The sequence below is a fragment of the Agromyces mediolanus genome (assembly GCF_023715325.1).
GTDB lineage: Bacteria > Actinomycetota > Actinomycetes > Actinomycetales > Microbacteriaceae > Agromyces > Agromyces mediolanus_A.
In genome coordinates this window covers 57,565-81,389 of sequence record NZ_JAMBNX010000010.1, presented here as the reverse complement: position 1 = coordinate 81,389, position 23,825 = coordinate 57,565, and the positions used below count along the sequence as shown (strand labels likewise).

The following is a 23,825-nucleotide window of genomic DNA, read 5'->3' as shown; positions in this document are numbered from 1 at the left end:
ATGCCACACTGGGCCCATGCTGCTCGCGGAGCTCGTCGAGACGGCCGGGGCGGTGGGCGCCACCCGCTCCCGGCTCCAGAAGCGCGCCGCGCTCGCGGCGTTGCTCGGCCGCGTGCCGGAGGCCGAGGTGATCCCCGCCGTCGGCATCCTGCTCGGGCGGCTGCGCCAGGGGCGCATCGGGGTCGGCTGGCGCGGCTGGCAGGCCGCGAGCGCCCCGCCGGCCGCCGAGGCCACGCTCACCGTCGCCGAGCTCGACGACGCGTTCGACCGCCTCGCCGCGCTCGGCGGCCCGGGCTCCGCGAGCGAGCGCACCGCCCTCCTCCGCGAACTCACGGGCCGCGCCACCGAGGCCGAGCAGCGCTTCCTCGGCGGGGTGCTCCTCGGCGAGGTGCGCACCGGCGCCCTCGAGGGCGTGCTGCTCGACGCGGTCGCCGAGGCGGCAGACCGCCCGCTCGCCGAGGTGCGCCGCGCGGCCATGCTCTCCGGCGAGCTCGGCGAGACCGCCCGCCTCGCGCTGCACGGGGCGCCGGGGGCGCTCGCCGAGGTGGGGCTCGTCGTCGGCCGACCGGTGCTGCCCATGCTCGCGGCGACGGCGGCCACCGCGGCCGAGGCGGTGGCGGGCACGGGCGAGGCCTCGGTCGAGTTCAAGCTCGACGGCGCGCGCATCCAGGTGCACCGCTCGGGCGACGAGGTGCACGTGTTCACCCGCAGCCTGGCCGAGATCACCGAGCGGGTGCCCGAGGTCGTCGAGGCGACGCTCGCGCTGCCCGTGCACGCCGTCATCCTCGACGGCGAGACCCTCGCGCTCGACGAGGACGACGCCCCGCGCCCGTTCCAAGAGACCATGTCGCGCTTCGGCGCCGAGACCGAGCGCGAGACGCTGCTGCGACCCTGGTTCTTCGACGTGCTCCACCTCGACGGCCGCGACCTCATCGACGAGCCGCTCGCCGTGCGCCGCGAGGAGCTGCATCGCGTCGCGGGTGAGCTGACCATCCCGGGCGAGGTCACCGCCGACCCCGAGGAGGCCGAACGGGTGTCCCGCGAGGCGCTCGCCGCCGGGCACGAGGGCGTCGTCGTGAAGGCGATCGACTCACCATACGCGGCGGGTCGGCGCGGCGCGAGCTGGGTCAAGGTGAAGCCGGTCTACACCTACGACCTCGTGGTGCTCGGCGCCGAGTGGGGGTACGGCCGGCGCACCGGGCTGCTCTCCAACCTGCACCTCGGCGCCCTCGACCCCGAGGGGGAGTTCGGCGAGCCCGGCGGGCTCGTCATGGTCGGCAAGACCTTCAAGGGGCTGACCGACGCCTTGCTCGCCTGGCAGACCGAACGCTTCCCCGAGCTCGAGGCGAGCCGCACGGCGCAGGCGGTCTTCATCCGCCCAGAGCTCGTCGTCGAGATCGCGATCGACGGCGTGCAGCGATCCAGCCGCTACCCCGGCGGCGTCGCGCTCCGCTTCGCCAGGGTGAAGCGCTACCGCGACGACAAACGGGTGGCCGAGGCCGACACGATCCAGACGCTGCGGGCGCTGCTGCCGGGCGCCGGGCAAGCTCCGACCTAGCCGTCGAGCTCGCCGAGGTCGATCCCGGTGACCGGCTCGCCCGCGCGCTCGTAGACGAGCGACACGGCGCCCTTCGGCAGGGTCTGCGCCGGCTCGGTCAGCCGGAACGCGGCGGGCACCACGCCGTCGAAGAGGCGCCGTCCGCGGCCGAGCACGATGGGGTAGACGTACAGGTGGAGGCGGTCGAGGAGGTCCGCGGCGAGGAGCGCCCGGGTCAGCTCCCCGCTGCCGATCACGTGCATCTCCTCGAAGCGCGCCTTCACCTCGGCGAGCTCGGCGGCAGGGTCGCGCACGACGGTGGTACCGGCCCACTCGGGCTCGCCGAGGGTGCGCGAGACGACGAACTTCGGCACGCTGTTGAACTTCGTCCCGATCTCGTCGTCGTGGTGGGGCCAGTAGGCGGCGAAGATGTCGTAGGTGCGCCGGCCGAGGAGGAGCGCGTCGAGGCGTGCAAGGTCGGCGCCGACGAGCTCGCCGCCTTCGTCGCTCCAGTAGGCGCCCTGCCAGCCGCCGAAGGGGAAGCCGCCGGAGGGGTCCTCCTCGGGGCCGCCGGGTGCCTGGTAGACGCCGTCGAGGGTGAGGAACACGTCAGCCGCGATGATGCCCATGCCGCCATGCTCATGGCCGCGGGCCATCCCGGCCAGGCGCAGCGGGACGGATGGCACGGCGGGGTCCGTGACATCCACCGCGGCATCCAGATAAGGTAAGCATTACCTAACTCATCGCCCCTGTAGGAGCACCCGTGGCATCCAGCAACATCGCGGTCACCCATTCCGAGCTCGGCGTCGTCCTCGCCGAGGTCACCGAGGCCCGCCGGGTCTCGCCGCACTTCGTGCGCCTCACCGTCGCGGGCGAGGCGCTCGCCGAGTGGCGTCATCTCGGCTTCGACCAATGGTTCCGGCTCGCCGTGCCGACGAACGACGACACCCGCTTCGACAATCTCGCCGACACCTTCAACATGAGCGGCTACCTCAAGTACTTGACGCTGCCGAAGTCGACGCGACCGGTCATCCGCAGCTACACGGTGCGGGAGTTCCGACCCGAGCTCCGCGAGCTCGACATCGACTTCGTCGTGCACGGCGACGACGGCATCGCCGGGCCGTGGGCCGGGTCACTGCCGCTCGGGGCCGCCGTCGGCCTGATCGACCAGGGATGCGGCTACCGGCACGTCGACGGCGCCGAGGTGGTCCTCGTCGGGGACGAGAGCGCGCTCCCGGCGGTGCTCGGCATCCTCCGCGACCTCCCGCGCGAGGCGCGCGGCCACGCGATCGTCGAGGTGCCCGATCTCGCCGACGCGCAGGATGCCCAGGGGCCCGCGGGCGTCGAGCTGCACTGGGTCGTCCGTCGCCCGGGCGAGCCCGTCGGGGCCGCCGCGCTGGCGGAGCTCCGGGAGCTGCCCGCGTTCGGCGCGCGCGTCTCGGCCTTCGCCGCGGGGGAGTCGAAGCTCGCGACGGGCGCCAGGCGGCACCTCGTCGTCGAGCGGGGCGTGCCGAAGGCGGACGTCGACTTCTGCGGCTACTGGCGCGCCCGCTGAGCCTCGCCGCGCTCCAGCACGTCGCGCGCGAGCATCGTGGCCCCGGCCACCGCGGCCGGCATGGTCGCCACCGCCCCGAGCGGAACCAGGAAGCAGAGCTGCGTCGCGACGCCGAAGCCGAGCACCCGCCAGCGCGAGGCCGCGAGCAGCTCGCGCCGTCGCGCGGGGTCGATCGCCCGGGCGTCGAAGGCCCGCCCCATCAGTTCGCGGGCGAGCAGCCGCCCGGTGAGCACCACGCCGAGCACCGCCGCGAGCGCCGCGCCGACGAGGGGGAGGAGCCCCGCGGCGGCGGTCGCCGCCGCCGCGAGCAGGCCGAGGCCGAGGAGCGCCGCGGCATCCGCGACCGTGCGCCAGAACCCGCTGCCGTCGCCGGTGGGCGGTGACCCCAGCTCCGCCTCGACGTGTCGCCAGATGCGCTCGTAGAACGGGTCGCCGACCACGAGCGTGAGCGCCGTGAACGAGACCGCGGCGAGCACCGCCGCCGCGCCGAGGGTGACGACGCCGAGCGAGATCCGCAGCAGCGCGCGCCACCACTCCGGCCAGCCATCGGCGAACGGGGTCGCCCAGTCGACGATCCCCGGCAGCGCGAGGCCGAGTGCCGTGAGCGCGGCGGCGAGCACCGCGAAGGCGATCGCCGCCGGGATGAGGCCGAGGGCCATCGCACCGGGGCGCCTGCGCCAGAAGCCGAAACCGCGGCCCAGCAGCGCGAACCCGGCGGCGAACTCCCTCAGCACGATCCCAGCCTAGGCGGACCGGGGGTGGAGGAGCGGGCCCGGGCGGCGTAGCGTGAGCCCCGGCCGGCCGGCCGGGCGGCCGACGCCCGATCGGGCGTGCACATGGCGGCGCCCGAACCGGGCGCACGGTGAAGGGGAGACCATGGCCAACCTCGTCGTGCACTTCGAGATCCACGCGAGCGAGCCGCAGCGGCTCGTCGACTTCTACTCCGAACTGCTGGGCTGGCGGTTCACCCGGTTCGGCGACTACCCGTACTGGACGATCGACACCGGCGAGGAGGCCATCGGCAACACCGACGGCGCGGCCGGCCACGGCATCAACGGCGGTCTGGCGCAGCGTCAGGGTCCGCCGCCTGCGGTGGGCGCACCCGTGAACGGCTGCAACGTCGTCGTCGCGGTCGACGACGTCGACGAGACGTACCGCCGCGCGATCGGGCTCGGCGGCACCGATGCGCTGCCGCCGGAGGATATGGCCGGCGTCGGCCGCACGGCGACGATCCTCGACCCCGACCACAACCTCATCGGCTTCATCTCGCCCGTCCTCTCGGACGGGACGCGCGTGATGTGAGAACGTGCCCGGCGGCGGGCTTGACGCGGGCGGCGCGGCGTGGTCGCATGGCAGGATGCCGCTGCCGGAACGCCCGCCCCTCGTCGACGACGACGCGCTCGACGCGCTCGAGCGCGACTGGTTCGGCCGCGTGCACGGCCGGGTGCTCGAGATCGGTGCCGGCGAGGGCGAGAACTTCGGCGCCCTCGCGCTCGACGTCGTGTGGACGGGGCTCGAGCCCGACGATGCGCGGCGTGCGGAGCTCAGCATCCGGGCGCGGGAGTGGGGGCACGAGCAGGCCCCGCTCGCGGCCTCCGCGGAGCGGATCCCGGTGCCGGACGCCTCGTTCGACGCGGTCATCGCGAGCTACGTCTTCTGCACCGTGCCCGATCCGGTCTCCGCGCTCGCCGAGCTGCGCCGGGTGCTCGTCCCCGGCGGCCGCCTCGTCGTCGCCGAGCACGTCGGGGCCCCGCAGGGCAGCGCGAAGCGCGCGGTGCAGCGCCTCGCGACCCCGGCGTCGGTGCGTTGGTGCCACGGCTGCCATCTCGACCGCGACACCGAGCGCGTGATCGCGGACGCGGGATTCCGCGCCGAGGACGTGCGCCGCGTGCGCGCCCGCTCGTTCCCGCTCGGAGCGCTGCCCATCCTGCTCTACGAGGGCGTCTCGCCCGCCTGACCAGCCCTGCTTCTCGACTTGCCCGACTTTCATGAAAGTCGGGCAAGTCGAGAAGAGGGGGGTCAGCGGGCGGCGTCGAGCGCCTGCAGCAGGTCGGCGGCGAGGTCGTCGACGTGCTCGATGCCGACCGAGAGCCGGACGAGGCCCGCGGGGATCGTGTCGGCCTCGGCCGCCCAGCGGCGTCGCCGCTCGAGCGTGGACTCCACTCCGCCGAGGCTCGTCGCGTGCACCCACAGCCGCACCGCGGCGACGAAGCGGTCCGCGCCCGGGGCGCCGCCCGCCACGACGAGCGAGATCACCGCGCCGAAGCCCGGGTAGCGCACCTCGTCCAGCGCGGGGTGGCCGGCGAGCCGCTCGACGAGGTCGCGCGCGTTGCGCTCGGCCCGGTCGAGACGCACGTGCAGCGTGCGCAGGCCCCGCAGCGCGAGGAACGCCTCGAAGGCCGAGGGGATGGCCCCGCCGAGTGAGCGACGGTCGACGAGCCGCTGCGCGAGCGCGGCATCGGCCGTGACGACCGCGCCCATGATCACGTCGCTGTGCCCGGCGAGGTACTTCGTCGCCGAGTGCACGACGAGATCGGCGCCGTCGGCGATCGGGCGCTGCCGCAGCGGGGTCGCGAAGGTGTTGTCGATCGCGACGAGGGCGCCGTGCGCGTGCGCCCCGGCGACGAGCGCGGGAACGTCGCCGAGCTCGAGGGCGGGATTGGTGGGCGACTCGAACCAGAGCAGCGCGGCGCCCTCGCAGGCGGCGGCGACCGCGGCGGTGTCGGTGACGTCGACGTAGGCGACGCGGATGCGGCCGGTCTCGACGCGGGCGTCCAGCTGCAGCACGGTGCCCGTGTAGGAGTGCCGCGGCGCGACGACGAGGCCGCCGTGCGGCACGAGCTCGAGCACGGCGTCGACGGCGGCGATGCCGGAGCCGAAGCTCACCGCGCGCCCGCCCTCGAGGGCGCCGAGCGCCTCCTCGAACGCCGTCCAGCTCGGGTTGCCGTACCGGCCGTACTCCAGGGCGCCCCCGGCGACATAGGTCGACGCGAGATGCAGGGGCGTGTTCAGCGGCTCGTCGGGCGTATGGGCGGGGCGTCCAGCTACGACGGCCACGGTCTCGCGCTGGAAGTCGTCGGACTCGGTGGCGGGCGGCTGGGTCATGCGTTCCTCTCGTCGTTCGCGTCGGATCGGCGCTCCGTCAGGATACGCAGCGCCGTCCCCGTATGACGCCGTGTTCCGAGCCCGAGCCCGAGCCCAGCCCGAGCCGCGCGGCTCAGCTCCCGCGGCCGCCGGTCCCGCCGCCGAGGTGGGCCACGAGCGCCGACAGGGCGGGCCGCTGGCCGACGACGAGGCGTTCCGCGGCGCGCCCCAGCGGCATCCACTCCGCCCGGTCGACCTCCGGGAACGCCACCCGGCGTCCCGAGCGCGGCGGCCACTCCAGCTCGAAGGTCTCGCTCACGATCGTGTCGACCTCGAAGCCGGCCGCCGGCAGGGCGAACACGTGCACCGTCTTGCCCGAGGCGTAGTGCACGGGGCCGAGGTCGGTGGGCTCGCCGGCGGGCGGCGGCACCCCGATCTCCTCGGCGAACTCGCGCCGCGCCGCGTCCAGCGGTGTTTCGCCGGGGTCGAGCTCGCCCTTCGGGATCGACCAGGCCGCGGCATCCTTCTTCGCCCAGTACGGGCCACCCATGTGGCCGAGGAAGACCTCGAGCCCGCCGTCGCGCTCGCGGTGCAGCAGCAGCCCGGCGCTCGTCACCGGCATCCGGTGCTCCGTTCAGGGTCGCGCGCTAGCGTTGGCAGCGGAAGGGAGCCGACATGACCCGCATCCTGATCATCGGCGGCCACGGCAAGGTCGCCCTCCTCACCGAGCGCCTGCTCGCCGATCGCGGCGACGAGGTCGACGCGGTGATCCGCAATCCCGAGCATGCCGAGGCGGTCCGGGCGGCCGGAGCGAACGCCGTACTGGCCGACCTCGAGCAGCTCGACGTCGACGGGTTCGCCGAGCTCATCGCGGGCCATGACGCGGTCGTGTGGTCGGCCGGCGCCGGCGGCGGCAACCCCGAGCGCACCTACGCCGTCGACCGCGACGCGGCGATCCGCTCGATGCACGCCGCCGAGCAGGTCGACGTACGACGCTACGTGATGGTGTCGTACTTCGGATCGCCCGATCGGGTCGAGCCCGACACGAGTCCGTTCCGGCACTATGCGGCCGCGAAGGCGGCGGCCGACCGGGCGCTCGCCGACCGTGAGCTCGCGTGGACGATCCTCGGCCCGAGCACGCTCGAACAGGGTCCGGGCACCGGCCTGATCGACACGACGGCGCGCGAGAGCGGCACGGTCGACCGTGCCGACGTCGCCGCTGTGATCGCCGAGACGCTCGCGCAGCCGGCGACGATCGGCCGCACGATCCGCTTCAACCGTGGCTCGACCCCGATCGCGGAGGCGCTCCGCTGAGCTCCGAGTCGGCACGGGCGGGCGTCAGTCCTTCGCCTTCACGAGCGACCACAGGGCGCTGAGCAGCAGCACCCCGCCCACGAGGGCGATGAGTCCGAGCACCGTCCAGAGCACCGCTTCGATCGTCATGGTTCCCTCCCCGGGGTCGATGACGCCATTCTGCTCCTGACGGCCGCGCGTGACCAGAGGCGGCTCGCCGGGCCGCGCGTCAACCCCTGGTGCGCTCGCTTGCCCGCACCTTCGAGGTGGAGACGGTCGTGAGCGCCTCAAGCTCTTCTTGTAGCTTGAGCGCGTCGTCCAGGATGATCTCCTCCGCGACATCCGCGAGCCTCTCGGCGTAGTGGTGAAAGTCCACTCGACTCGCCTCAGCGATGTCTGCCAGCCAGTCGTTCGCTACGGCTTCCGGGCCTCCGATGGCGCCGGCGATCGACCCGGCCATGCTCGCGATGGAATCCGCGTCTCGACCGTAATTCACGGCACCGAGGATGCTGGGGCGGAACTCGGCTCCGTAGGCGATGAGCATCCCCAGCGCGATCGGGAACTCCTCGATCGACTTGGTACGTGACGGGATGCGTGCATCCAGGAGCGGTTCACGATAGATCTCGCCGACCGTGTCGAACGGTCGGATCGCGTCCCGAAGCGCGGAAGCGATCTCATCGTCGGATGCGGAGCGCGGCAGCCGTCGAGCTGCGTCCACGACCGATTCGAGCGCCGCTTTCGAGCCATCGTGCGCGAGCGTGAGCGTGACATCGGCGACCCGATCGATGGTCGTTCCCGGTACGAGAGCCGCGGCGACGGCGGCTGCGAACAAACCGGCGGCCTCCCGACCGTAGCTGGTCTGGTGTGCCCCGGCCATGTCGATCGCTTCGGCATAGGCTCGTCGCGGAGTCCCGGCATTCACGATTCCGGTTGGGGCCATGTACATCGCGGCTCCGCAGTTCACCGCGTTGCCGACGCCCGCATCCCGCGGGTCGGCGTGCCCGACCTTGACCCGGGAGACGATCCATTTCTCGGGAAGGAAGACCCGGTGCAAGAGGATCGCTTCTCGCTCGAGCTCGGGGATCCAACGGAAACGTGTCTCGAGGAGCGGGATCAGCTCTTCGGTGAAGCTGTACGCATCGAGATGGGTTCGTCGGGCAGCGTAGACCTCGATGAGTGCCTGGGTCATCAAGGTGTCGTCGGTGATGTGGCCGTCCCCCTTGTGATACGGGCTGATCGGGCGGCGAGTCGGCCAGTCGGCATGGAACGGCGGGACGATGCCGGTGACCCGGCCGCCGTACCGTGTTTGGATCTGCTCTGGACTGAATCCCTCGGTCGCGCCGCCGAGGGCATCGCCGATCGCTGAGCCCGCGAGGACCGCTGCGGTACGTTCTCGAATCCATGACATGTCGATGTTCCTGCTTTCTGTGGGGCTGGAGGGAGAGGAGCGACCGGGACATCGGTGCTCACTGGTCGGAGATGGATGCCCAGCCGTCACTCCAGAACGCTGCGAGCTCTTCCCTGCTGAGGCTGCCCGCAAAGTACTTCTGGAGACCGGGGGTCGCGTACTGCAGCTTCCACTGCGGGTAGTCGAGCGCACGAGTGAATGGCGCGCCGACGAGGTCGGCCCCGGTTTCAAGCAGCGGCCGCCACACCGGGATCTCGGCCGTCGCCTGCTCGAGGTGCTCGAGGGCGCTGGTCGGGACCGGACGGAGCCAGTCGCTCTGCCCGAGTCGGGAGATGTGCTCGGCGGCCATGAAGTACTCCAGGAACTCGGCCGCTTCAGCTTGATGTGGGCTCTGTGCCGCGATCGACAGAGTTTGCGGGTTCGCTGCCTGCGCAGCCCCGCGGTCACCAGCAAGCGGCGGCAGTACGGAGAACGAGAACCCCTCTGGTGCCCCCTCCGTGAGCTGCTGCGCCAGGTAGCTGGCCCCGATGAACATCGCGTAGTCACCGGCGAAGAATCCCGGCACGACCTCGGCGGTCGATTGAGTGACCGACGTCGGGTCCATCGAACCGTCTTCGAAGAGCATTCCGTGAACCTGGTCTGGCACGGCGAGTTCGGCGTCATCGACCTCGATGGTCGCCGAGCCGTCGGAGTCCACGTCGAAAAAGGTCCCGCCGTAGTTCAACGCGGTGTTCATCATCGCCGACGCGGGCTGACGGAGCCCCCATCCGACGCCGTAGCGAGATTCTGTGGTGAGGCTCGACGCCAGCTCGCGCAGGCTGGACCAGCTCAGTGATGTCTCGGACGGCATCGCCACTCCGGCTTCGCTCAGGAGCTTTGTGTTTGCGAACACCACGTATGACTGCACCAGCGTCGGCGCAGCGATCACGCGGTCGTCGATCGTCACGATGTCCCAGTACTTTTCGGGGATGTCCTCGCGGAGTTCCTCAGAGAGAAGCGGTGAAAGATCGGCGAGGTAGCCCTGATGGGCGAAACCGGCGAGATCGGATGCCTCGTTGTAGATGAGGTCAGCGGGCGTGTTCGATTGGAACTGGGTTACGAGCTGGTCGTGCACGTCATCGTAGTTGCTCTGCAGCACGGTGACCTGGATGTCCGGGTGCGCCTCGTTCCAGCTCTGAATGATGTCATCGGTGGCTTCGACGGTCGCATCCTGAAACGCGACGCTCAGGAATGTGAGCTCGACGCGGCCGGCGCTCGCGTCACTAGTGCAACCCCCGAGCGCGACGGCGAGCGCTGGTACCAGTACCGCGGCCAGGGTTGAACGTCGTTTCATTCGATCTCCTTTGAATCGATCGGGGATCACCCCTTGATGGCTCCGGCCAGGAGACCGGAGGAAAGCCTGCGTTGGATCAGGGCGAAGAACAGGAGGCTCGGCACGGTCGCGATGAGGGATGCAGCGGCGAGCGGGCCGAGTTGAACCACGCCTTCGGCTCCGACGAACCGCGCCAGGGCGAGCGGCAACGTCTGGAGCCGTTCGTCCCTGATCGTCACCAGCGCGAAGAAGAAGTCGCTGTATGCCGTGATGAACGTGAACAGACTGGTGGCCACGATCCCTGGCACAAGGAGCGGGAGCACGATCGAACTCAGCACCCGGAGCCGACCCGCTCCATCGATCGCTCCCGCCTCTTCGACCTCCAGGGGCACATGGGCAAGATGGCCCTGGAGCATCCACAGCGCGAACGGCAGGCACCAGACCGAGTAGACGAGTGTGAGCCCGGCGAGGCTGTTCACCAGGCCGAAGCTCGTCAGGAGCAGGAAGAGCGGAATGACGATCAGGATGAAGGGGAACATCTGGCTGATCAGAATCCAAGCGAACGCCACTCCTTTGAGACGTGCTCGGGCGCGTGAGATCGCGTACGCGGCCGGCAGTGCTATGGCGATGACCACGACGGTCGATGCGCTGGCGACCCCCAAGCTGTTGCCCAGCGCCCCGAGCAGGTTCACTTTCGTGAGGGCGGACTCCAGATTCCCGAGATAGAGCGTTGCGGGCAGGATGCCACCACTCGCGGATTGCAGTTCGCCCGGGGTCTTGAGCGCCGCCGTTGCGAGGAACACGAGCGGGAACGCCAGGAACCCGACATAGGCGAGGAGTGCGAGGTACTGCATCGGACGAGTGAGGTTCAGGCGGATGCTGTGGCGGAGCGGAGAGGGGGGAACCGAGCGAGTCATGACTGACGTTCCTTTGCCTGGTGGCGGAGGTAGAAGACGAGGGTGAGTGCGATCAGGACGACCATCACGTTCCCCATGGCGGAGGCGTACCCGAAGTTGCCGTACTTGAATGCCTCGTTGTACGCGAAGAGCATCGGCAGCATCGTCTGTCCGCCCGGCCCTCCGGCGGTCAGGACGTAGACCAGGGCGAACTGGTTGAAGTTCCAGATGAAGTCGAGTGTGGTGATCGCGAAGATGACGGGGCGAAGCGAGGGAAGAGTGACGTGCCAGAACCGCCGCAGAGCTCCTGCGCCATCGAGCGCCGCAGCCTCGTGAAGATCGCTTCGGACGTTCTGGAGCCCGGCAAGGAGGACCACCGTCGTCTGCGGCATTCCGGCCCAGACTCCCACCACGATCACGGCGGGGAGCGCGAAGGTCGGGTCACCGAGCCAGTTGATGTCGTGGGGGAGGCCGACTGCGGCCAACGCGCTGTTCACCGGTCCAGCGGTCGGATTGAGCATCAGGCGCCAGATGATCGCGATGATGACCGGTGGGATGGCCCACGGTATGAGAGCGAGCACACGGGCAGCGCCCCGGAATCGGAGGTTCTGGTTGAGCAGGAGTGCCAGGCCAAGCGCCGCCAGGAACTGCAGAACCGTGACCGAGAGCGCCCAAATGACCCCCACACGGAATGAGGACCAGAAAAGCTCGTTGCTCATGAGCCGCGCATAGTTCTCGATCCCATTGAAGTGAACCGGCCGGTTGTATCCGGCTTGTGCATCCGTGAATCCCAGGACGATGCCGTGCACCAGCGGATAGACACTGAGCAAGAGGACTGGAATGAGCGCGGGGAGCAGGAGCATCAATGTCTCGCCAGACCTGCTCGGCCGCTTCGGTCGCCGTCGGGTGGTGCGGATGTCGGACGCCGGATCGGAGGCGTCCAGGTTCGTCGCTCGCCGTTGGAGATCAAGCGCCACGGGTCACCCCGGTCGATGCGCGGGCGATGAGTGACGGGTGCACTGCGGATGTGCGGGGAGCGAGGGTCGGCTCAGCAAATCGTTCCAGCAGGAGTCTGGCGGCGCGTTTGCCGCGCTCGGCCGATCCGATCGAGACGCTCGTGATCGAGGGGTTGTAGCTTGCGGCGAACTCCGTGTCGTCGATGCCGGTCACGGCCACCTCGTCGGGCACGCCGACGCCGCTCGCCAGGCAGGTACTGATCGCGCCGACGGCGAGCAGATCGTTGGCAGCGACGATCGCGTCGAAGGTGTTCGAGGGCCGCCGCTCGATGAGCAGGGCAGTGGATCTGCGCCCGGCCTCGATCGTGAAGTCGTCGGCGACCTCGACGACCGATTCGTCTGGAGTCATGCCGGCCGCGGCAAGGCCGGCAAGGTACCCACGGCGTCTGGATGCCCCAGGATGCGTGTCGAGCGGGCCGTTGAGGAACGCGATCCGTCGGCGTCCGGTCGCTACGAGGTGTGCCACCGCCAGTTCTACGGCAAGAGCCGAGTCGACGCTGACGACATCGATCGCCACGTCACGGTGCAACGATCCGATGACGACGACCGGGACGACCGTTTCGAGGAGAGCGCGACGCAGAGCAGGCGTCACGCGGAGGGGAGAGATGATCAGCCCATCTCCCGCGCCGGAGTTCATGCTGCGCACGAGGTCGAGCGTCTGCCGCTCCGAGCGTCCGGTGGCCGTCACGTTCAGTCGAATTCCTGCGCCGGTGAACTCGTGTTCGATCGCTCGAAGCATCGCGACGTAGTTGAGGTTTCCGATGTCATCCACAGCGAACACGACCTGTCTGGTGCCGCCCATCCGGAGCGATCGAGCCGTTGCGTCGGGCACGTAGCCGAGCTGTTTTGCGGCACGACGAACCTTGCTGATCATCTCGAGACTGGCCGAGCCGCCGATGAGGGCACGGGACGCGGAGGCGACGGATACGCCGGCCTGCGCCGCGACATCGTGCAGTGTGGCTCTGTGGCTCATCAGGGCTCTCCTCTGAGTCTGAAAGCGAACGACCGTGGTCAAGGTTGAGAACGTTCTCAAATCGGGTGGTAGCGAATCGCGGAGACCGTACACGAGCGCATTGGCGATGTCCACATCAGAGTGCAGATACGCCGTCAAGCCATTGATCGAGAACGGTGCTGAGGCCGAAGATGGACGTCGGATGCCCGCGCCCGCCGCAGAAAGGAGCGACGCCCATGACCGACAGGAACTCCCCCGACGACGACCGGAGCGAACCGGAAGCGCAGGAGCTGGAGCCGCACGAGGGCGAGGAGCTCGACGAGCTCGAGGCCGACAACGCCGTCGAGGAGGACCAGTTGGCGAGCCTCGACCCGGAGCAGCCGCCCGCCTGAGCGGGCTCAGCGCTCGTCGTGCGCCCAGGCGAGCAGCCGCTCGAGCGGCCAGGTGTTCACGATGCGTTCGGCGGGCACGCCGGCCCGCTCCGCCCGCGCGGCGCCGAGCCCGAGGAAGGCGAAGTGCCCGGGCGCGTGCGCGTCGCTGTCGATCGAGAACAGGCAGCCGGCGTCGAGTGCGAGGGCGATGAGCTCGTCCGGCGGGTCCTCGCGCTCCGGGCGGGAGTTGATCTCGACGGCGACGCCGTGCTCGGCGCAGGCGGCGAACACGGCGCGCGCGTCGAAGTCCGACTGCGGGCGGGTGCCGCGGGAACCCCGCACGAGCCGCCCGGTGCAGTGGCCGAGCACGTTCAGGCGCGGGTGCGCGATGGCACGGAGCATCCGCGGCGTCATCTCCTCGGCGGGCATCCGGAGCTTCGAGTGCACGCTGCCGACCACGATGCCGAGCCGGCCGAGGAGCTCGTCGCGCTGGTCGAGCTCGCCGCGGGCCAGGATGTCGACCTCGATGCCGGGGACGAGGCGGATGCCGAGGCCCCCGTCGCGCTCGCCGTGCCCGGTGTCGAGGGCTTCGACGAGCTCGAGCTGGGTCTCGAGGCGCTCGGCGCTCAGCCCGTTCGCGACGCGGAGGCTCGGCGAGTGGTCGGTGACGACGAGGTACTCGAGCCCGGCGTCGCGGGCCGCCGCGGCCATGACCGGCAGGCTCGTGGTGCCGTCGGACCAGTCGGTGTGGCTGTGCAGGTCGCCGCGGAGTTCGCGCCGGAGCGGGCTCTCGGCCTCGCCGCCGCCGAGCTTGGCGCGGAGCTCGGCGAGGTAGCCGGGCACCTGCCCTTCGGCGGCCTCCGCGATGACCGTGTAGCTCGTGTCGCCGATGCCCGAGGTGCGGCGCAGGGAGCCGTCGGCGATGCGTCGGGAGAGCTCGTCGGCGTCGAGGTCCGCGATCGCGGCGGAGGCGCGCCGGAAGGCTTTGGCCTTGTACGGATTCGCCAGTCCGCGTTCGAGCAGCAGGGCGATCTCGTCGAGCGCGGCGGCGGCATCCATGCCTCCCATCCTCGCGCCGAGGGCGGCGCCGCGGAACCCCCTCCGCGACGGTCCGTGCAGCGGGGCGAACCCCGGCAAGGTGAGGCAATCCTAAGCAAGAAATCTCGTCTGATCTGCGGAAAAACGCGGGCAAATGCGTGGCGGGAGGCGACTCGCCGGAGTAGCATCGCCCGCAACGAGACGACGGAGGCCGACATGAGCATGACCCTCGACGAGCTGCCCCGCGTCACCGAGTGTTCGGTGGCCGGCTGCTCCTACAACGATCATTCGCACTGCCACGCCGCGGCCGTCACCATCGGCGGCTCGGTCGGCGACGCCGAGTGCGCGACCTTCATCCCGCTGAGCGCGAAGGGCGGGCTCGACAAGGTCGTCACGCACGTCGGCGCCTGCCAGCGCGCGGAGTGCATCCACAACGAGCAGCTCGAGTGCAGTGCCCCGGCCGTCCGCATCGGCGCCGGTGCCGACGACGCCGACTGCCTCACCTACGAGGTGCGCTGAGCGCCGCTCCGCCCGGTGCGCTGCCGCACCGCCACGAACCGCCCGCCCCGGTGATCCGTCCCGGGGCGGGCATCGTCGTTCCGGGTGCGGCGGCGCTAGGCGATCCGCGTGCGCGGACCCTCGCTGAACTGGCACGAGGTGGCGTTCAGCCGCTGCTCGGGGTCGAGCTTGCCGAGCACCGCGCCGGCGATGTCGTAGAGCTGTTCGAGCTGTGCGGGCGTGAGGGCGTCGAGCACGTTCCGCCGCACGGTGCGCACGTGGCCGGGCGCTGCTGCTTCGAGCAGCGCGAGGCCGGCGTCGGTGATGGTCGCGTTCGTCGCCCGGCGGTCTTCGGGGCAGGGGAAGCGGCGCACGAGCTCGCGCGCCTCGAGCCGGCGCATGACGTGCGAGAGCCGGGGGAGCGTCGCGTTCGTGAGGGAGGCGAGGGCGGTCATGCGCATCGTGCGCTCGGGGGCGCCCGCGAGCGACATGAGCGTCACGTACTCGAAGTGGGTGAGCCCGACGTCGGTGCCGAGCTGCGCGTCGAGCGCGGTCGGCAACAGCTCGGCGACCGCGACGAGACGCACCCAGGCGGCGGATTCCTCGGGCGAGAGCCAAGGGGTCGGGTCGGTCATGGTCCGAGTCTACCGCAATAGTTGACGCAACAACTGAATCAGCGTATGGTGTTGGTTGTTGGAACAACTAATGGCGTCGCACCGACGCCCGGAAGGAACGGCAATGACCACGGTCAGCATCATCGGCAGCGGCAACATGGGCAGTGCGATCGGCGCGATCGTCGCCGCGGGCGGCAACTCGGTCGAGGTGATCGGCCGCGAGGCGAGCACCATCACGGGCGAGATCGTCGTCCTCGCCGTGCCCTACCCCTCGCTCGCCGAGATCGTCGAACGCCACCGCGACGCCCTCGCCGGCAAGATCGTCGTCGACCTCACGAACCCGCTTGACTTCTCGACCTTCGACCGCCTGGTCGTGCCCTCCGACGGCTCCGCCGCGGCCGAGCTCGCCGCGGCGCTGCCCGCCTCGAAGGTGCTGAAGGCCTTCAACACCAACTTCGCCGCGACCCTCGCGTCGAAGACCGTCGGCGGCGCCGCGCCCACCACCGTGCTCATCGCCGGAGACGACGAATCGGCGAAGGCCGCGCTCGCCGAGGTCGTGCGTGCGGGCGGCCTCGAGGCCGTCGACGCCGGCAGCCTCGCCCGGGCCCGCGAGCTCGAGTCGATCGGCTTCCTCCAGCTCACCCTCGCGGTGCAGGAGCGCATCTCCTGGACCGCCGGCTTCGCGCTCGTCAAGTAGCGCGGCTCAGCTCCGCCCGCCACGAAGGTGGGCGAGCTGCGCACGGACGGATGCCTCGGCCGCCTGGCGGACCGAGGCATCCGTGTCGTGGTAGACGAGGTCCGTGACCGCCTCGGCCGAGGCGTCCGCGCCGAGTTCCGCGAGCGCCGCACGCACCTGGGCCAGACGCTCCGCCCGGTGCGCGAGGTACGCGTCGCAGATCGCCACGAGGTCCGGCAGCACCGGGCCGTGGGCGGGCAGCGCCGGCACCGGGCCGTCCGCCGGTCCCGCGAGCGCCCGCAGCCGCTCGAGCGAGGCGAGATACGGGCCGAGCGCGCCGTCGGGATCCGCGATGATCGTCGTGCCGCGGCCGAGGATCGTGTCGCCCGTGAGCATCGCCGGCCCGGCCGCGCCGTGCACGAGGAAGCAGGCGGAGTCTGCGGTGTGCCCCGGGGTATGCAGCACCTCGAGCGAGAGCCCCGCCGCCCGCACCGTCTCACCGTCGACGAGCGGCTCCGCCCCGATGCAGAACTCCGGGTCGAACGCTCGCGTCGGCGCGCCGACGAGCGCGGCGAAGGCCGCGGCGCCGGCGACGTGATCGGCGTGGTGGTGCGTGATCAGCACGAGCTCGACCGGTCCGGCCGCGGCGAGACGGGCGAGGTGCGCCGGGTCGTCCGGGCCCGGGTCGACGACGATCGCGCTCGGCGAACCGGGCGTCCGGAGCACGTAGCTGTTCGTCCCGTCGAGGGTCATCGGTCCGGCGTTCGGCGCCAGCAGGACCGTCGCCTCCTCGCTCGCCCGCTCGCCGTCCGCCCGATTCCGCTCGCTCACGCAGGCAGTGTACCCGCGCGGCGTGCGGGCATAGGCTGTCGGCATGGACGCCCTGAACGACCAGGTGCCGGCCAGCACCGCTCCGCCCGAAGCCCCGCCTGCTGCCGCCGTTCCCACGGCCACGCCCGCGCCGCCGCCCGCGCCGCCGGCCGCGCTGCCCGCCCTCGGCGCCGCCGCGACCGTCGTGCTGCTGCGCGACGGCGAACTCGGCCTCGAGGTGCTCCTCGCCGAGCGCCCGCACGACCGCGGCTCGTTCCGCGGCGCCTGGGTGTTCCCGGGCGGGGCCGTCGATCCGGCCGACGCCCACGGGCAGACGATCGACGACGTCGAGAGCGCCCGCCGGGCTGCGGTGCGCGAGACCCGCGAGGAGATCGGCATCGAGATCGATCCCGGCGAGCTCGTCGCGTTCTCGCACTGGGTACCGCCGATGATCGCGCAGAAGCGGCTGGTGACGACCTTCTTCGCCGCCCGCATGCCCGACGGCGAGCTGCGCCCGGCGCCCGAGGAGCTCGTGGCCGTCGCCTGGATCCGTCCGGCCGAGGCGCTCGACCGCCACGCCGCGGGGGCGATGACGCTCTGGCCGCCCACCTGGGTCACCCTGCACGGGCTCGCCGCAGAACGATCCGTCGACGCCGCGCTCACCCGGTTCCGTCAGCGCGAGCTGCACCGCTTCGCCGGGCGCTTCGACGAGGCCGGCACGACGATCCTCTGGCAGGAGGACGCGGCCTACTTCGCCGTCGACGGCGCCGAGCACGGCGCGGGGGCCGACGGCCCGAGGCACCGGCTCGTCATGACCGGCCTGCCCTGGCAGTACGTCTCGGCCTTCTGAGATGACCGACGTCACCGTCGTCGGCAGCGGGCCGAACGGGCTCGTCGCCGCCGTCGTGGCCGCGCGCGCCGGGCTCGACGTGCTCCTGCTCGAGGCGGAGAACACGATCGGCGGGGCGACCCGCACCGCCGAACTCACCCTGCCCGGGTTCCGCCACGACGTCGGCTCGGCGGTGCATCCCGCGGCCCTCGCCTCGCCCGTGCTCCGTGAGCTCGGCCTGCTCGGCGAGGCCGGCGCCGACCGGGGTGTGCGCTGGATCGTGCCCGAGCTCTCCTACGCCCACCCGATCCCCGGCGGCGGGGCGGGGCTCGCCTGGCGCGAGCTCGACCGCACGATCGCCGGACTCGGCGCCGACGGCGGCCAGTGGCGACGGCTCCTCGCCCCGCTCGTCTCCCGCATCGACGGGGTCGTCGACTTCACCGGCTCCCAGCTGCTCCGGATGCCGCGCGACCCCGTCGCCGCGCTGCGTTTCGGTGCCAGGGCGGTCGATCAGGGCACCAGTCTGTGGAGCTCCCGATTCGTCGGCCCCGTCGCCGCCGCACTCTTCACCGGGGTCGTCGCGCACGCCGCCGGGCGCCTGCCGAACCTCGCCTCGGCGGGCGCAGGGCTCCTCCTCGCCGCGCACGGCCATGCCGCCGGCTGGGGCTATCCCGAGGGCGGGTCGCAGCGCATCGCCGACGCGCTCGCGGCCGAGCTCCGCCGTCTCGGCGGGCGCATCGAGACCGGCGTCCGCATGCGCGAGCTCGGCGAACTGCCGCGCAGCCGAGCGGTGTTGCTCGACACCGGGCCGGGCCTGCTCCGCACCGCCCGACTGCCCCGGCGCTACGCGCGCGCGCTCGACCGGTTCCGCTTCGGCAGCGGGGTCGCGAAGGTCGACTTCGCGCTCGACGGCCCCGTCCCCTGGGCGGCGGAGGAGGTCGGACTCGCACCCACCGTGCACCTCGGCGGCACCCGCGCCGAGATCGCCGCCGCCGAGAACGCCGTCGCCGCGGGGCGTCAGCCCGGCACGGACGGCGCGCCGAGGCATCCGTTCGTGCTCGTCACGCAGCCGAGCGTGCTCGACGCGAGCCGCGCGCCAGCCGGCAAGCACGTGCTCTGGGCGTACACGCACGTGCCCGCCGGCTCGACGTTCGACGCGACCGAGCTCATCACCGCCGAGGTGGAGCGATTCGCGCCCGGCTTCCGGGACCTCGTGCTCGCCTCCGCCGCGAGCTCCGCCGTCGCCCTGGAACGCGGCAACGCGAACCTCGTCGGCGGGGACCTCGGCGGCGGGGCGACGACGCTCGCGCAGCTCGTGAAACGTCCCGTCGTGTCCCGCGCACCGTGGCGTACTCCGCTCGAGGGCGTCTATCTCTGCTCCGCATCCACGCCCCCCGGGCCGGCCGTGCACGGCATGAACGGCTGGTACGCGGCCCGGCTCGCGCTGCGCGAGCGCTTCGGCATCCGCCTGCCCGAGCTGCGGGCGTAGCCGCCCCGGCCCCCACCCCCACCCGCGCCCCACCTGCGCCCCCACCCCTCGCCCCCGCCGAGAGGGTCGTTTCCCGGCATCCGCACGAGCCGACCGCGCTCGCGCCGCCGGAATCCGACCCTCTCGGCGCGGGGGAAGCGAGCGGGAGTAGGGCAAGAACGGCGCGGGCGGGGGGTGGTCAGCCGGCCGCCGCCGGCGCGCTCGGGGCGAGCTCCACGTCCTCCACGCGCGCCTGCGGCATCACGAGGGCGGCGACGATCGTCGCCGCGGCGGCGACGATCACCGCGACGAACACCGCGGTCGCGGCCCCCTGCACCGCGACGGGGGAGTGGTCGCCGAGGCCGGAGCGCTCGATCACGCCGTTGGCCACCGCACCGAACACCGCGACGCCGACCGCGCTGCCGACCGAGCGGAGGAACATGTTCGCCCCCGTCACCACCCCGCGCTCCGACCACGGCACCGAGGACTGCGCCGCGATGAGCGTCGGCGAGGCGACGAGGCCGAGCCCCAGTCCGACGATGAAGCACGCGAGCGCCGCCGTCCACGGGTTCGGCACGAATGACGCGGCGATGAGCGCCGCCGAGCCGGCGATCGCGATCGCGAGGCCGATGAGCGCGGTCGTCCGGAACCCGACGCGCAGGTAGAGGCGTCCCGACTGCGACGCCGAGATCGGCCAGCCCAGGGTGAGCGCGGCCACCGCGAGGCCGGCGACGAGCGGGCTCGTCCCCGCCGACACCTCCAGGAAGGTCGGCACATAGGAGGTGAGCCCGATCAGCACCGCGCCGACGCCCAACGAGATGAGCGAGGTCGTGACGATCAGGCGGCGCGAGAACACCCAGAGCGGCAGCACGGGCTCCTTGGCCCGCAGCTCGATGAACACGAAGGCGACGATGAGCGCCGCGCCGATGCCGAACGCGCCGAGGGACTGCCAGGACAGCCACGACCAGGCCTGGCCGCCCTCCAGCACCGCGAGGATGAGGAGCGTCAGCCCGATCGTGAGCACGATCGACCCGGTGACGTCGATCGTGTGCTTCTCACGGTCGAGCGACTCGTGGTAGCGGCGCCACAGCACGACGGCGGCGATGATGCACAGCGGGATGTTGATGAAGAAGATCCAGCGCCAGTCGAGGTAGCCGGCGAAGAGCCCGCCGAGGGTCGGGCCGATGACGGAGGAGGCCGCCCAGACGCTCGCGATGTACCCCTGCACCCTGGCGCGCTCGCGGACCGTGTAGAGGTCGCCGGTGATCGTGATCGACACCGGCATCACGGCACCCGCGCCGAGGCCCTGGACGGCGCGGAAGACGATGAGCGAGGTCATGTCCCAGGCGAAGCCGCAGAGCACCGATCCGACGAGGAACAGCCCGATGCCGACGAGCATGATCGGCTTCCGGCCCACGGTGTCGGCGAGCTTCGCGTAGACCGGGACGGAGACCGCCTGCGCGAGCAGGTACACCGAGAACAGCCAGGGGAACTGCGCGAAACCGCCGAGATCGCGGACGATGGACGGCACCGCGGTGGCGAGGATCGTCGAGTCGATGGCGATGAGGCCCGTCGCGAGCATGAGCGCGATGAGCACGGGGCCGCGCTCCGAGCGGAATCCGACGGCGGTCTCTGCGGTCACGGTGCTCCTTCCGGCGGGCGCGCGTCGCCCATGGGCGCGTCTTCCCTTTGAGGTCAACGCGCTCCGCGCCCGTTCATTCCGAGCACAGGAGATCCGCCCTGTCAACTCGCCGCGGCGGACCTTCCGCGGCGTGCCCGGCGCGGCTACGGTCGGAACATGCGGAGCATGCGGAACACGCCGAAGTCCCGATCGACCTCCGGCCAGGCGAAGGCCGAGACCGCCGCGCGCGACGCCTCGAGCAAGCCGGCCGACGTCGTCGAGCTGCCGTCCTTCCGCGTCAACGCGTTCCGGATCGGCTTCACCGCGACCCTGGGCGTGCTCGTCGCGCTCGCGCTCGGCGGCATCGTCGGCCAGCTCTCGACCGTCATCCTCTACGTCGCGCTCGCGCTCTTCCTGGCGCTCGGCCTGGACCCGGTGGTCAGCTGGATGCAGCGGCGCGGCCTGCCCCGCTGGGCCGCCATCCTCATCGTCTTCGCCGTGGTGATCGGCCTCTTCGTCGGCCTCATCGCGACCATCGTGCCGATCGTCATCACCGAGAGCACGCGCATCGTGAACGACTGGGACCGCATCGTCGTCGCCGTGCGCGAGAGCCAGCTGGTGAACTGGATCAACGGGCTCACGGGCGGCGACTCGATCGACCAGGCGATCCAGGCCATCGGCGACTGGCTGAGCGACCCGGCGCACATCGGCTCGCTCGGCGGCGGCCTCCTCGCGGTCGGCGCGGGCATCGCGGGCGGCTTCACCGGCGCGACCATCGTGCTCATCCTGACCCTCTACTTCCTCGCCTCGCTGCGGTCGATGAAGCGCGCCTCGGCCCGCTTCGTGCCGGCCAGCTCGCGCCGCGGCTATCTCGACGTCGCCGGCGACATCACCGGCGCCGTCGGCCGCTACGTCATCGGGCAGGTCACGCTCGGCGCCGTGAACGGGGTGCTGAGCCTCATCTACCTCACCATCATCGGGGCGCCGGCGCCGATCCTGCTCGCCTTCGTCGCGTTCCTCTGCTCGCTCGTGCCGCTCATCGGCACGCTGACGGGCGCCGTCATCATCTCGCTCGTGTCGTTCGCGGCCTCGCCCGTGACGGCGCTCGCCGCGGCGATCTACTACCTCGTGTACATGCAGGTCGAGGCCTACGTCATCAGCCCCCGCATCATGAACAAGGCGGTCGCGGTGCCCGGCGCCCTCGTCGTCATCGCCGCGGTCGCGGGCGGCACGCTCGGCGGCGTCCTGGGAGCGCTCGTCGCCATCCCCGTCGCGGCGTCGATCATCATCATCCTCGAGAAGGTCGTCTTCCCCCGCCAGGACGCCCGCTGAGGCGAGCGCGCCGGGCCGCCTCCGCGGCGGCGCGAACTCAGAACCAGATGCTGAGGCGGGGCGCGCGGTTCGTCGCGAACAGACGGTCGGCGACGGCGAGCGAGCCGGGGCCGGTCTCCTCGATCCGGCCGGCGCGTGCCAGGAGGCTCGCCCTGGCGTCGCCGAGGTACATGGCGGCGAGGGCGTCGACGCCGAGCCGGAGACCGTGCGCGGGCTTCGAACGTCGGGTCGGGGCCGTCGCGCCGGTCGGCGTCGATGCGCCCGAGGCATCCTGCGCGCCGCCGTCGAGGCGCTGCACCTCGGCGACCCCGCGCGCCGAGACTTCCAGCGCGTAGCGTCCCGACGCGTGGCCGAGCGGGTCGTCGAGTTCGAGCACGAGCGAGCCGGGACCCTCGTAGCGACGGGCCTCGAGTGCGGCCGCCGGGTCGAGGATGCGGAGCCACAGATGGTCGCCGACCGTCGTCGTGATCGCGCGCTGGTCGACGAGCAGCCACCGGAGCGGCTCGTCGACGGAGCGGAGCCGGGCGCGCACGGTCGAGACGAAGTCCTGCTCCAGCAGGAAACGCCAGAGCGCCGCCTCGGCCTCGTCGCTCGCAGCGGCGAGGAAGTCGAACTCGACGACGCCGGCACCCATCCCGTCGCGCGTGATGCGGTACGAGACGAAGCCATGCGCCTGGCCGCGAGCGTCGTCGTAGCGGGCGACGCGGGTGGCCCGCGCCGATTCGCCGTCGGGGTCGTCGAGCCCGAGGACCCGGTCGACGAGCGCGGGCCAGCGGTCGATCTCGCCGGGCGTGCGGGCGACCTGGCGCCGGACGATCTGCCCGGCCGAACGGCGGAACCCCGCGGCATCCGTCACGAAGCGCACCAGGCCGGGCACCTCGGCGCCCGCCCACTCGACCCGGCGGCGATCGATCTCGAGGGTCGCCGCGCGCGCGGCGGGCGCATAGCCGTAGCGGCCGTAGAGCGTCGCCTCGGTGGCGGTGAGCATCGCGACGGCGGCGCCCGCGGTGACCGCGTTCGCGAGCTCGGCCTGCATCATCGCCCTCGCGATGCCGCGACGGCGGTGGGTCGGGGCGACGGTCACGGCGGAGACGGCCCAGCCGTCGACGCTTCGGCCGCCGGGCACGCTGAGGCCCGTCGGCCAGCTCGCGACCGTCCCGACGGGGATGCCGTCGCCGAGTTCGGGGTCGTAGACCCCGTGCACCCGGCGCTCCTGGAGCAGGGCGACCTCGCGCTCGACGGTCTCGGGGGTCGGCCGCGGGTGATGGAAGCCGCGGTGCTCGGCGCCGGACCAGACGGCGAGCGCCTCGCGATCGTCGGGGGAGAGCACGCGGTAGTCGAGGCCGAGCCCGCCGAGGCGTGCGACGGCGGCGGGATCTGCGGGGAAGGCGCGGAAGTCACTCGACACGCCCGCCACCCTACCCACCGCGCCTGAGCGTCCACCCCGCCGCCGGCGGGCCCCTCGCCGAACTCAGGAACGCCCCCGCCCGCCTCCCTCCCACAACTCAGGAACGC

Annotated in this window: 25 protein-coding genes; 11 read left to right on the top strand and 14 right to left on the bottom strand. The window is 71.9% G+C overall.

All coding sequences use genetic code 11. The annotated features are described in order from the left end of the window. Positions 1–16 precede the first annotated feature (16 nt). On the top strand, positions 17–1,558 hold the full coding sequence (locus tag M3147_RS16175) for an ATP-dependent DNA ligase (protein WP_251204445.1): 1,542 nt from the start codon (positions 17–19) through the stop codon (positions 1,556–1,558). Here M3147_RS16175 and M3147_RS16170 read toward each other — a convergent pair. Next, positions 1,555–2,166, bottom strand: a complete 612-nt coding sequence (locus M3147_RS16170; RefSeq protein ID WP_251204444.1) for a dihydrofolate reductase family protein — start codon at positions 2,164–2,166, stop codon at positions 1,555–1,557. The genes M3147_RS16175 and M3147_RS16170 overlap by 4 nt on opposite strands. A 134-nt stretch (positions 2,167–2,300) precedes the next feature. Between M3147_RS16170 and M3147_RS19580 the strand changes: the two genes are divergently transcribed. Beyond that, a complete protein-coding gene (locus M3147_RS19580) occupies positions 2,301–3,092 on the top strand; it encodes a siderophore-interacting protein (protein ID WP_251204443.1) in 792 nt (263 codons plus the stop codon). On the opposite strand, the gene M3147_RS16160 is transcribed toward M3147_RS19580, so the two are convergent. Beyond that, positions 3,074–3,826 (bottom strand): EI24 domain-containing protein, encoded by a 753-nt coding sequence (locus M3147_RS16160; RefSeq protein ID WP_251204442.1) that lies wholly within the window; start codon positions 3,824–3,826, stop codon positions 3,074–3,076. The two genes, M3147_RS19580 and M3147_RS16160, sit on opposite strands and share 19 nt — an antisense overlap. A 142-nt stretch (positions 3,827–3,968) precedes the next feature. On the opposite strand from M3147_RS16160, the gene M3147_RS16155 reads away from it, so the two are divergent. After that, the gene (locus M3147_RS16155; RefSeq protein ID WP_251204441.1) at positions 3,969–4,394 is read left to right on the top strand and encodes a VOC family protein; all 426 of its coding nucleotides are present in this window, start codon (positions 3,969–3,971) and stop codon (positions 4,392–4,394) included. A 55-nt stretch (positions 4,395–4,449) separates the two neighbouring features. Further along, complete coding sequence (locus tag M3147_RS16150) at positions 4,450–5,049, top strand: class I SAM-dependent methyltransferase (RefSeq protein ID WP_251204440.1); 600 nt, start codon at positions 4,450–4,452, stop codon at positions 5,047–5,049. A gap of 62 nt (positions 5,050–5,111) precedes the next feature. On the opposite strand, the gene M3147_RS16145 is transcribed toward M3147_RS16150, so the two are convergent. Together M3147_RS16145 and M3147_RS16140 are read right to left on the bottom strand one after the other, a co-directional pair. Next, positions 5,112–6,197 (bottom strand): trans-sulfuration enzyme family protein, encoded by a 1,086-nt coding sequence (locus tag M3147_RS16145; RefSeq protein ID WP_251204439.1) that lies wholly within the window; start codon positions 6,195–6,197, stop codon positions 5,112–5,114. A gap of 112 nt (positions 6,198–6,309) precedes the next feature. After that, positions 6,310–6,798: an NUDIX domain-containing protein gene (locus M3147_RS16140; RefSeq protein ID WP_251204438.1), complete on the bottom strand. Its 489-nt coding sequence runs from the start codon at positions 6,796–6,798 to the stop codon at positions 6,310–6,312. A gap of 53 nt (positions 6,799–6,851) precedes the next feature. Here M3147_RS16140 and M3147_RS16135 point away from each other — a divergent pair, with 53 nt between their 5' ends. Continuing rightward, the gene (locus M3147_RS16135; RefSeq protein WP_251204437.1) at positions 6,852–7,490 is read left to right on the top strand and encodes an SDR family oxidoreductase; all 639 of its coding nucleotides are present in this window, start codon (positions 6,852–6,854) and stop codon (positions 7,488–7,490) included. 208 nt (positions 7,491–7,698) lie between these two features. Here the strand turns inward: M3147_RS16135 and M3147_RS16130 are convergent, their stop codons facing one another. The 5 genes from M3147_RS16130 to M3147_RS16110 all read right to left on the bottom strand — a co-directional run bounded on the left by M3147_RS16130 (position 7,699) and on the right by M3147_RS16110 (position 13,188). After that, positions 7,699–8,877 carry an ADP-ribosylglycohydrolase family protein gene (locus tag M3147_RS16130; protein ID WP_251204436.1) on the bottom strand — a complete coding sequence of 393 codons (1,179 nt, stop codon included), beginning with the start codon at positions 8,875–8,877 and terminating at the stop codon, positions 7,699–7,701. A 58-nt stretch (positions 8,878–8,935) separates the two neighbouring features. After that, positions 8,936–10,210 (bottom strand): ABC transporter substrate-binding protein, encoded by a 1,275-nt coding sequence (locus tag M3147_RS16125; RefSeq protein WP_251204435.1) that lies wholly within the window; start codon positions 10,208–10,210, stop codon positions 8,936–8,938. Positions 10,211–10,236: 26 nt separating this feature from the next. Beyond that, positions 10,237–11,043 (bottom strand): carbohydrate ABC transporter permease, encoded by an 807-nt coding sequence (locus M3147_RS16120; protein WP_251204434.1) that lies wholly within the window; start codon positions 11,041–11,043, stop codon positions 10,237–10,239. A 59-nt stretch (positions 11,044–11,102) separates the two neighbouring features. Further along, on the bottom strand, positions 11,103–11,948 hold the full coding sequence (locus tag M3147_RS16115; RefSeq protein WP_251204433.1) for a carbohydrate ABC transporter permease: 846 nt from the start codon (positions 11,946–11,948) through the stop codon (positions 11,103–11,105). 103 nt (positions 11,949–12,051) lie between these two features. Then, positions 12,052–13,188, bottom strand: a complete 1,137-nt coding sequence (locus M3147_RS16110; RefSeq protein WP_251204432.1) for a LacI family DNA-binding transcriptional regulator — start codon at positions 13,186–13,188, stop codon at positions 12,052–12,054. A gap of 101 nt (positions 13,189–13,289) precedes the next feature. On the opposite strand from M3147_RS16110, the gene M3147_RS16105 reads away from it, so the two are divergent. Continuing rightward, positions 13,290–13,445, top strand: coding sequence for a hypothetical protein (locus tag M3147_RS16105; RefSeq protein WP_251204431.1), 156 nt, complete (start codon positions 13,290–13,292; stop codon positions 13,443–13,445). Positions 13,446–13,451: 6 nt separating this feature from the next. Here the strand turns inward: M3147_RS16105 and M3147_RS16100 are convergent, their stop codons facing one another. Then, the gene (locus tag M3147_RS16100; RefSeq protein ID WP_251204430.1) at positions 13,452–14,483 is read right to left on the bottom strand and encodes a PHP domain-containing protein; all 1,032 of its coding nucleotides are present in this window, start codon (positions 14,481–14,483) and stop codon (positions 13,452–13,454) included. A gap of 195 nt (positions 14,484–14,678) precedes the next feature. Here M3147_RS16100 and M3147_RS16095 point away from each other — a divergent pair, with 195 nt between their 5' ends. Further along, entirely contained in the window at positions 14,679–14,981 is a 303-nt protein-coding gene (locus tag M3147_RS16095) for a DUF1540 domain-containing protein (protein WP_251204429.1), read from the top strand. A gap of 95 nt (positions 14,982–15,076) precedes the next feature. Here M3147_RS16095 and M3147_RS16090 read toward each other — a convergent pair whose 3' ends face one another. Beyond that, entirely contained in the window at positions 15,077–15,595 is a 519-nt protein-coding gene (locus tag M3147_RS16090) for a MarR family winged helix-turn-helix transcriptional regulator (protein WP_251204428.1), read from the bottom strand. 103 nt (positions 15,596–15,698) lie between these two features. Between M3147_RS16090 and M3147_RS16085 the strand changes: the two genes are divergently transcribed. Further along, positions 15,699–16,271: an NADPH-dependent F420 reductase gene (locus tag M3147_RS16085; RefSeq protein WP_251204427.1), complete on the top strand. Its 573-nt coding sequence runs from the start codon at positions 15,699–15,701 to the stop codon at positions 16,269–16,271. A 6-nt stretch (positions 16,272–16,277) separates the two neighbouring features. Here the strand turns inward: M3147_RS16085 and M3147_RS16080 are convergent, their stop codons facing one another. Continuing rightward, positions 16,278–17,081, bottom strand: a complete 804-nt coding sequence (locus M3147_RS16080; RefSeq protein ID WP_308201078.1) for an MBL fold metallo-hydrolase — start codon at positions 17,079–17,081, stop codon at positions 16,278–16,280. A gap of 43 nt (positions 17,082–17,124) precedes the next feature. On the opposite strand from M3147_RS16080, the gene M3147_RS16075 reads away from it, so the two are divergent. Further along, complete coding sequence (locus M3147_RS16075) at positions 17,125–17,910, top strand: NUDIX hydrolase (RefSeq protein ID WP_251204426.1); 786 nt, start codon at positions 17,125–17,127, stop codon at positions 17,908–17,910. A gap of 1 nt (position 17,911) precedes the next feature. Next, complete coding sequence (locus M3147_RS16070) at positions 17,912–19,378, top strand: phytoene desaturase family protein (RefSeq protein WP_251204425.1); 1,467 nt, start codon at positions 17,912–17,914, stop codon at positions 19,376–19,378. Between the two features lie 178 nt (positions 19,379–19,556). Here M3147_RS16070 and M3147_RS16065 read toward each other — a convergent pair whose 3' ends face one another. Next, complete coding sequence (locus tag M3147_RS16065) at positions 19,557–20,939, bottom strand: MDR family MFS transporter (RefSeq protein ID WP_251204524.1); 1,383 nt, start codon at positions 20,937–20,939, stop codon at positions 19,557–19,559. A gap of 216 nt (positions 20,940–21,155) precedes the next feature. Here M3147_RS16065 and M3147_RS16060 point away from each other — a divergent pair, with 216 nt between their 5' ends. After that, positions 21,156–22,310: an AI-2E family transporter gene (locus M3147_RS16060; RefSeq protein WP_251204424.1), complete on the top strand. Its 1,155-nt coding sequence runs from the start codon at positions 21,156–21,158 to the stop codon at positions 22,308–22,310. Positions 22,311–22,347: 37 nt separating this feature from the next. On the opposite strand, the gene M3147_RS19575 is transcribed toward M3147_RS16060, so the two are convergent. Next, complete coding sequence (locus M3147_RS19575; protein ID WP_251204423.1) at positions 22,348–23,718, bottom strand: GNAT family N-acetyltransferase; 1,371 nt, start codon at positions 23,716–23,718, stop codon at positions 22,348–22,350. Between the last annotated feature and the right edge of the window lie 107 nt (positions 23,719–23,825).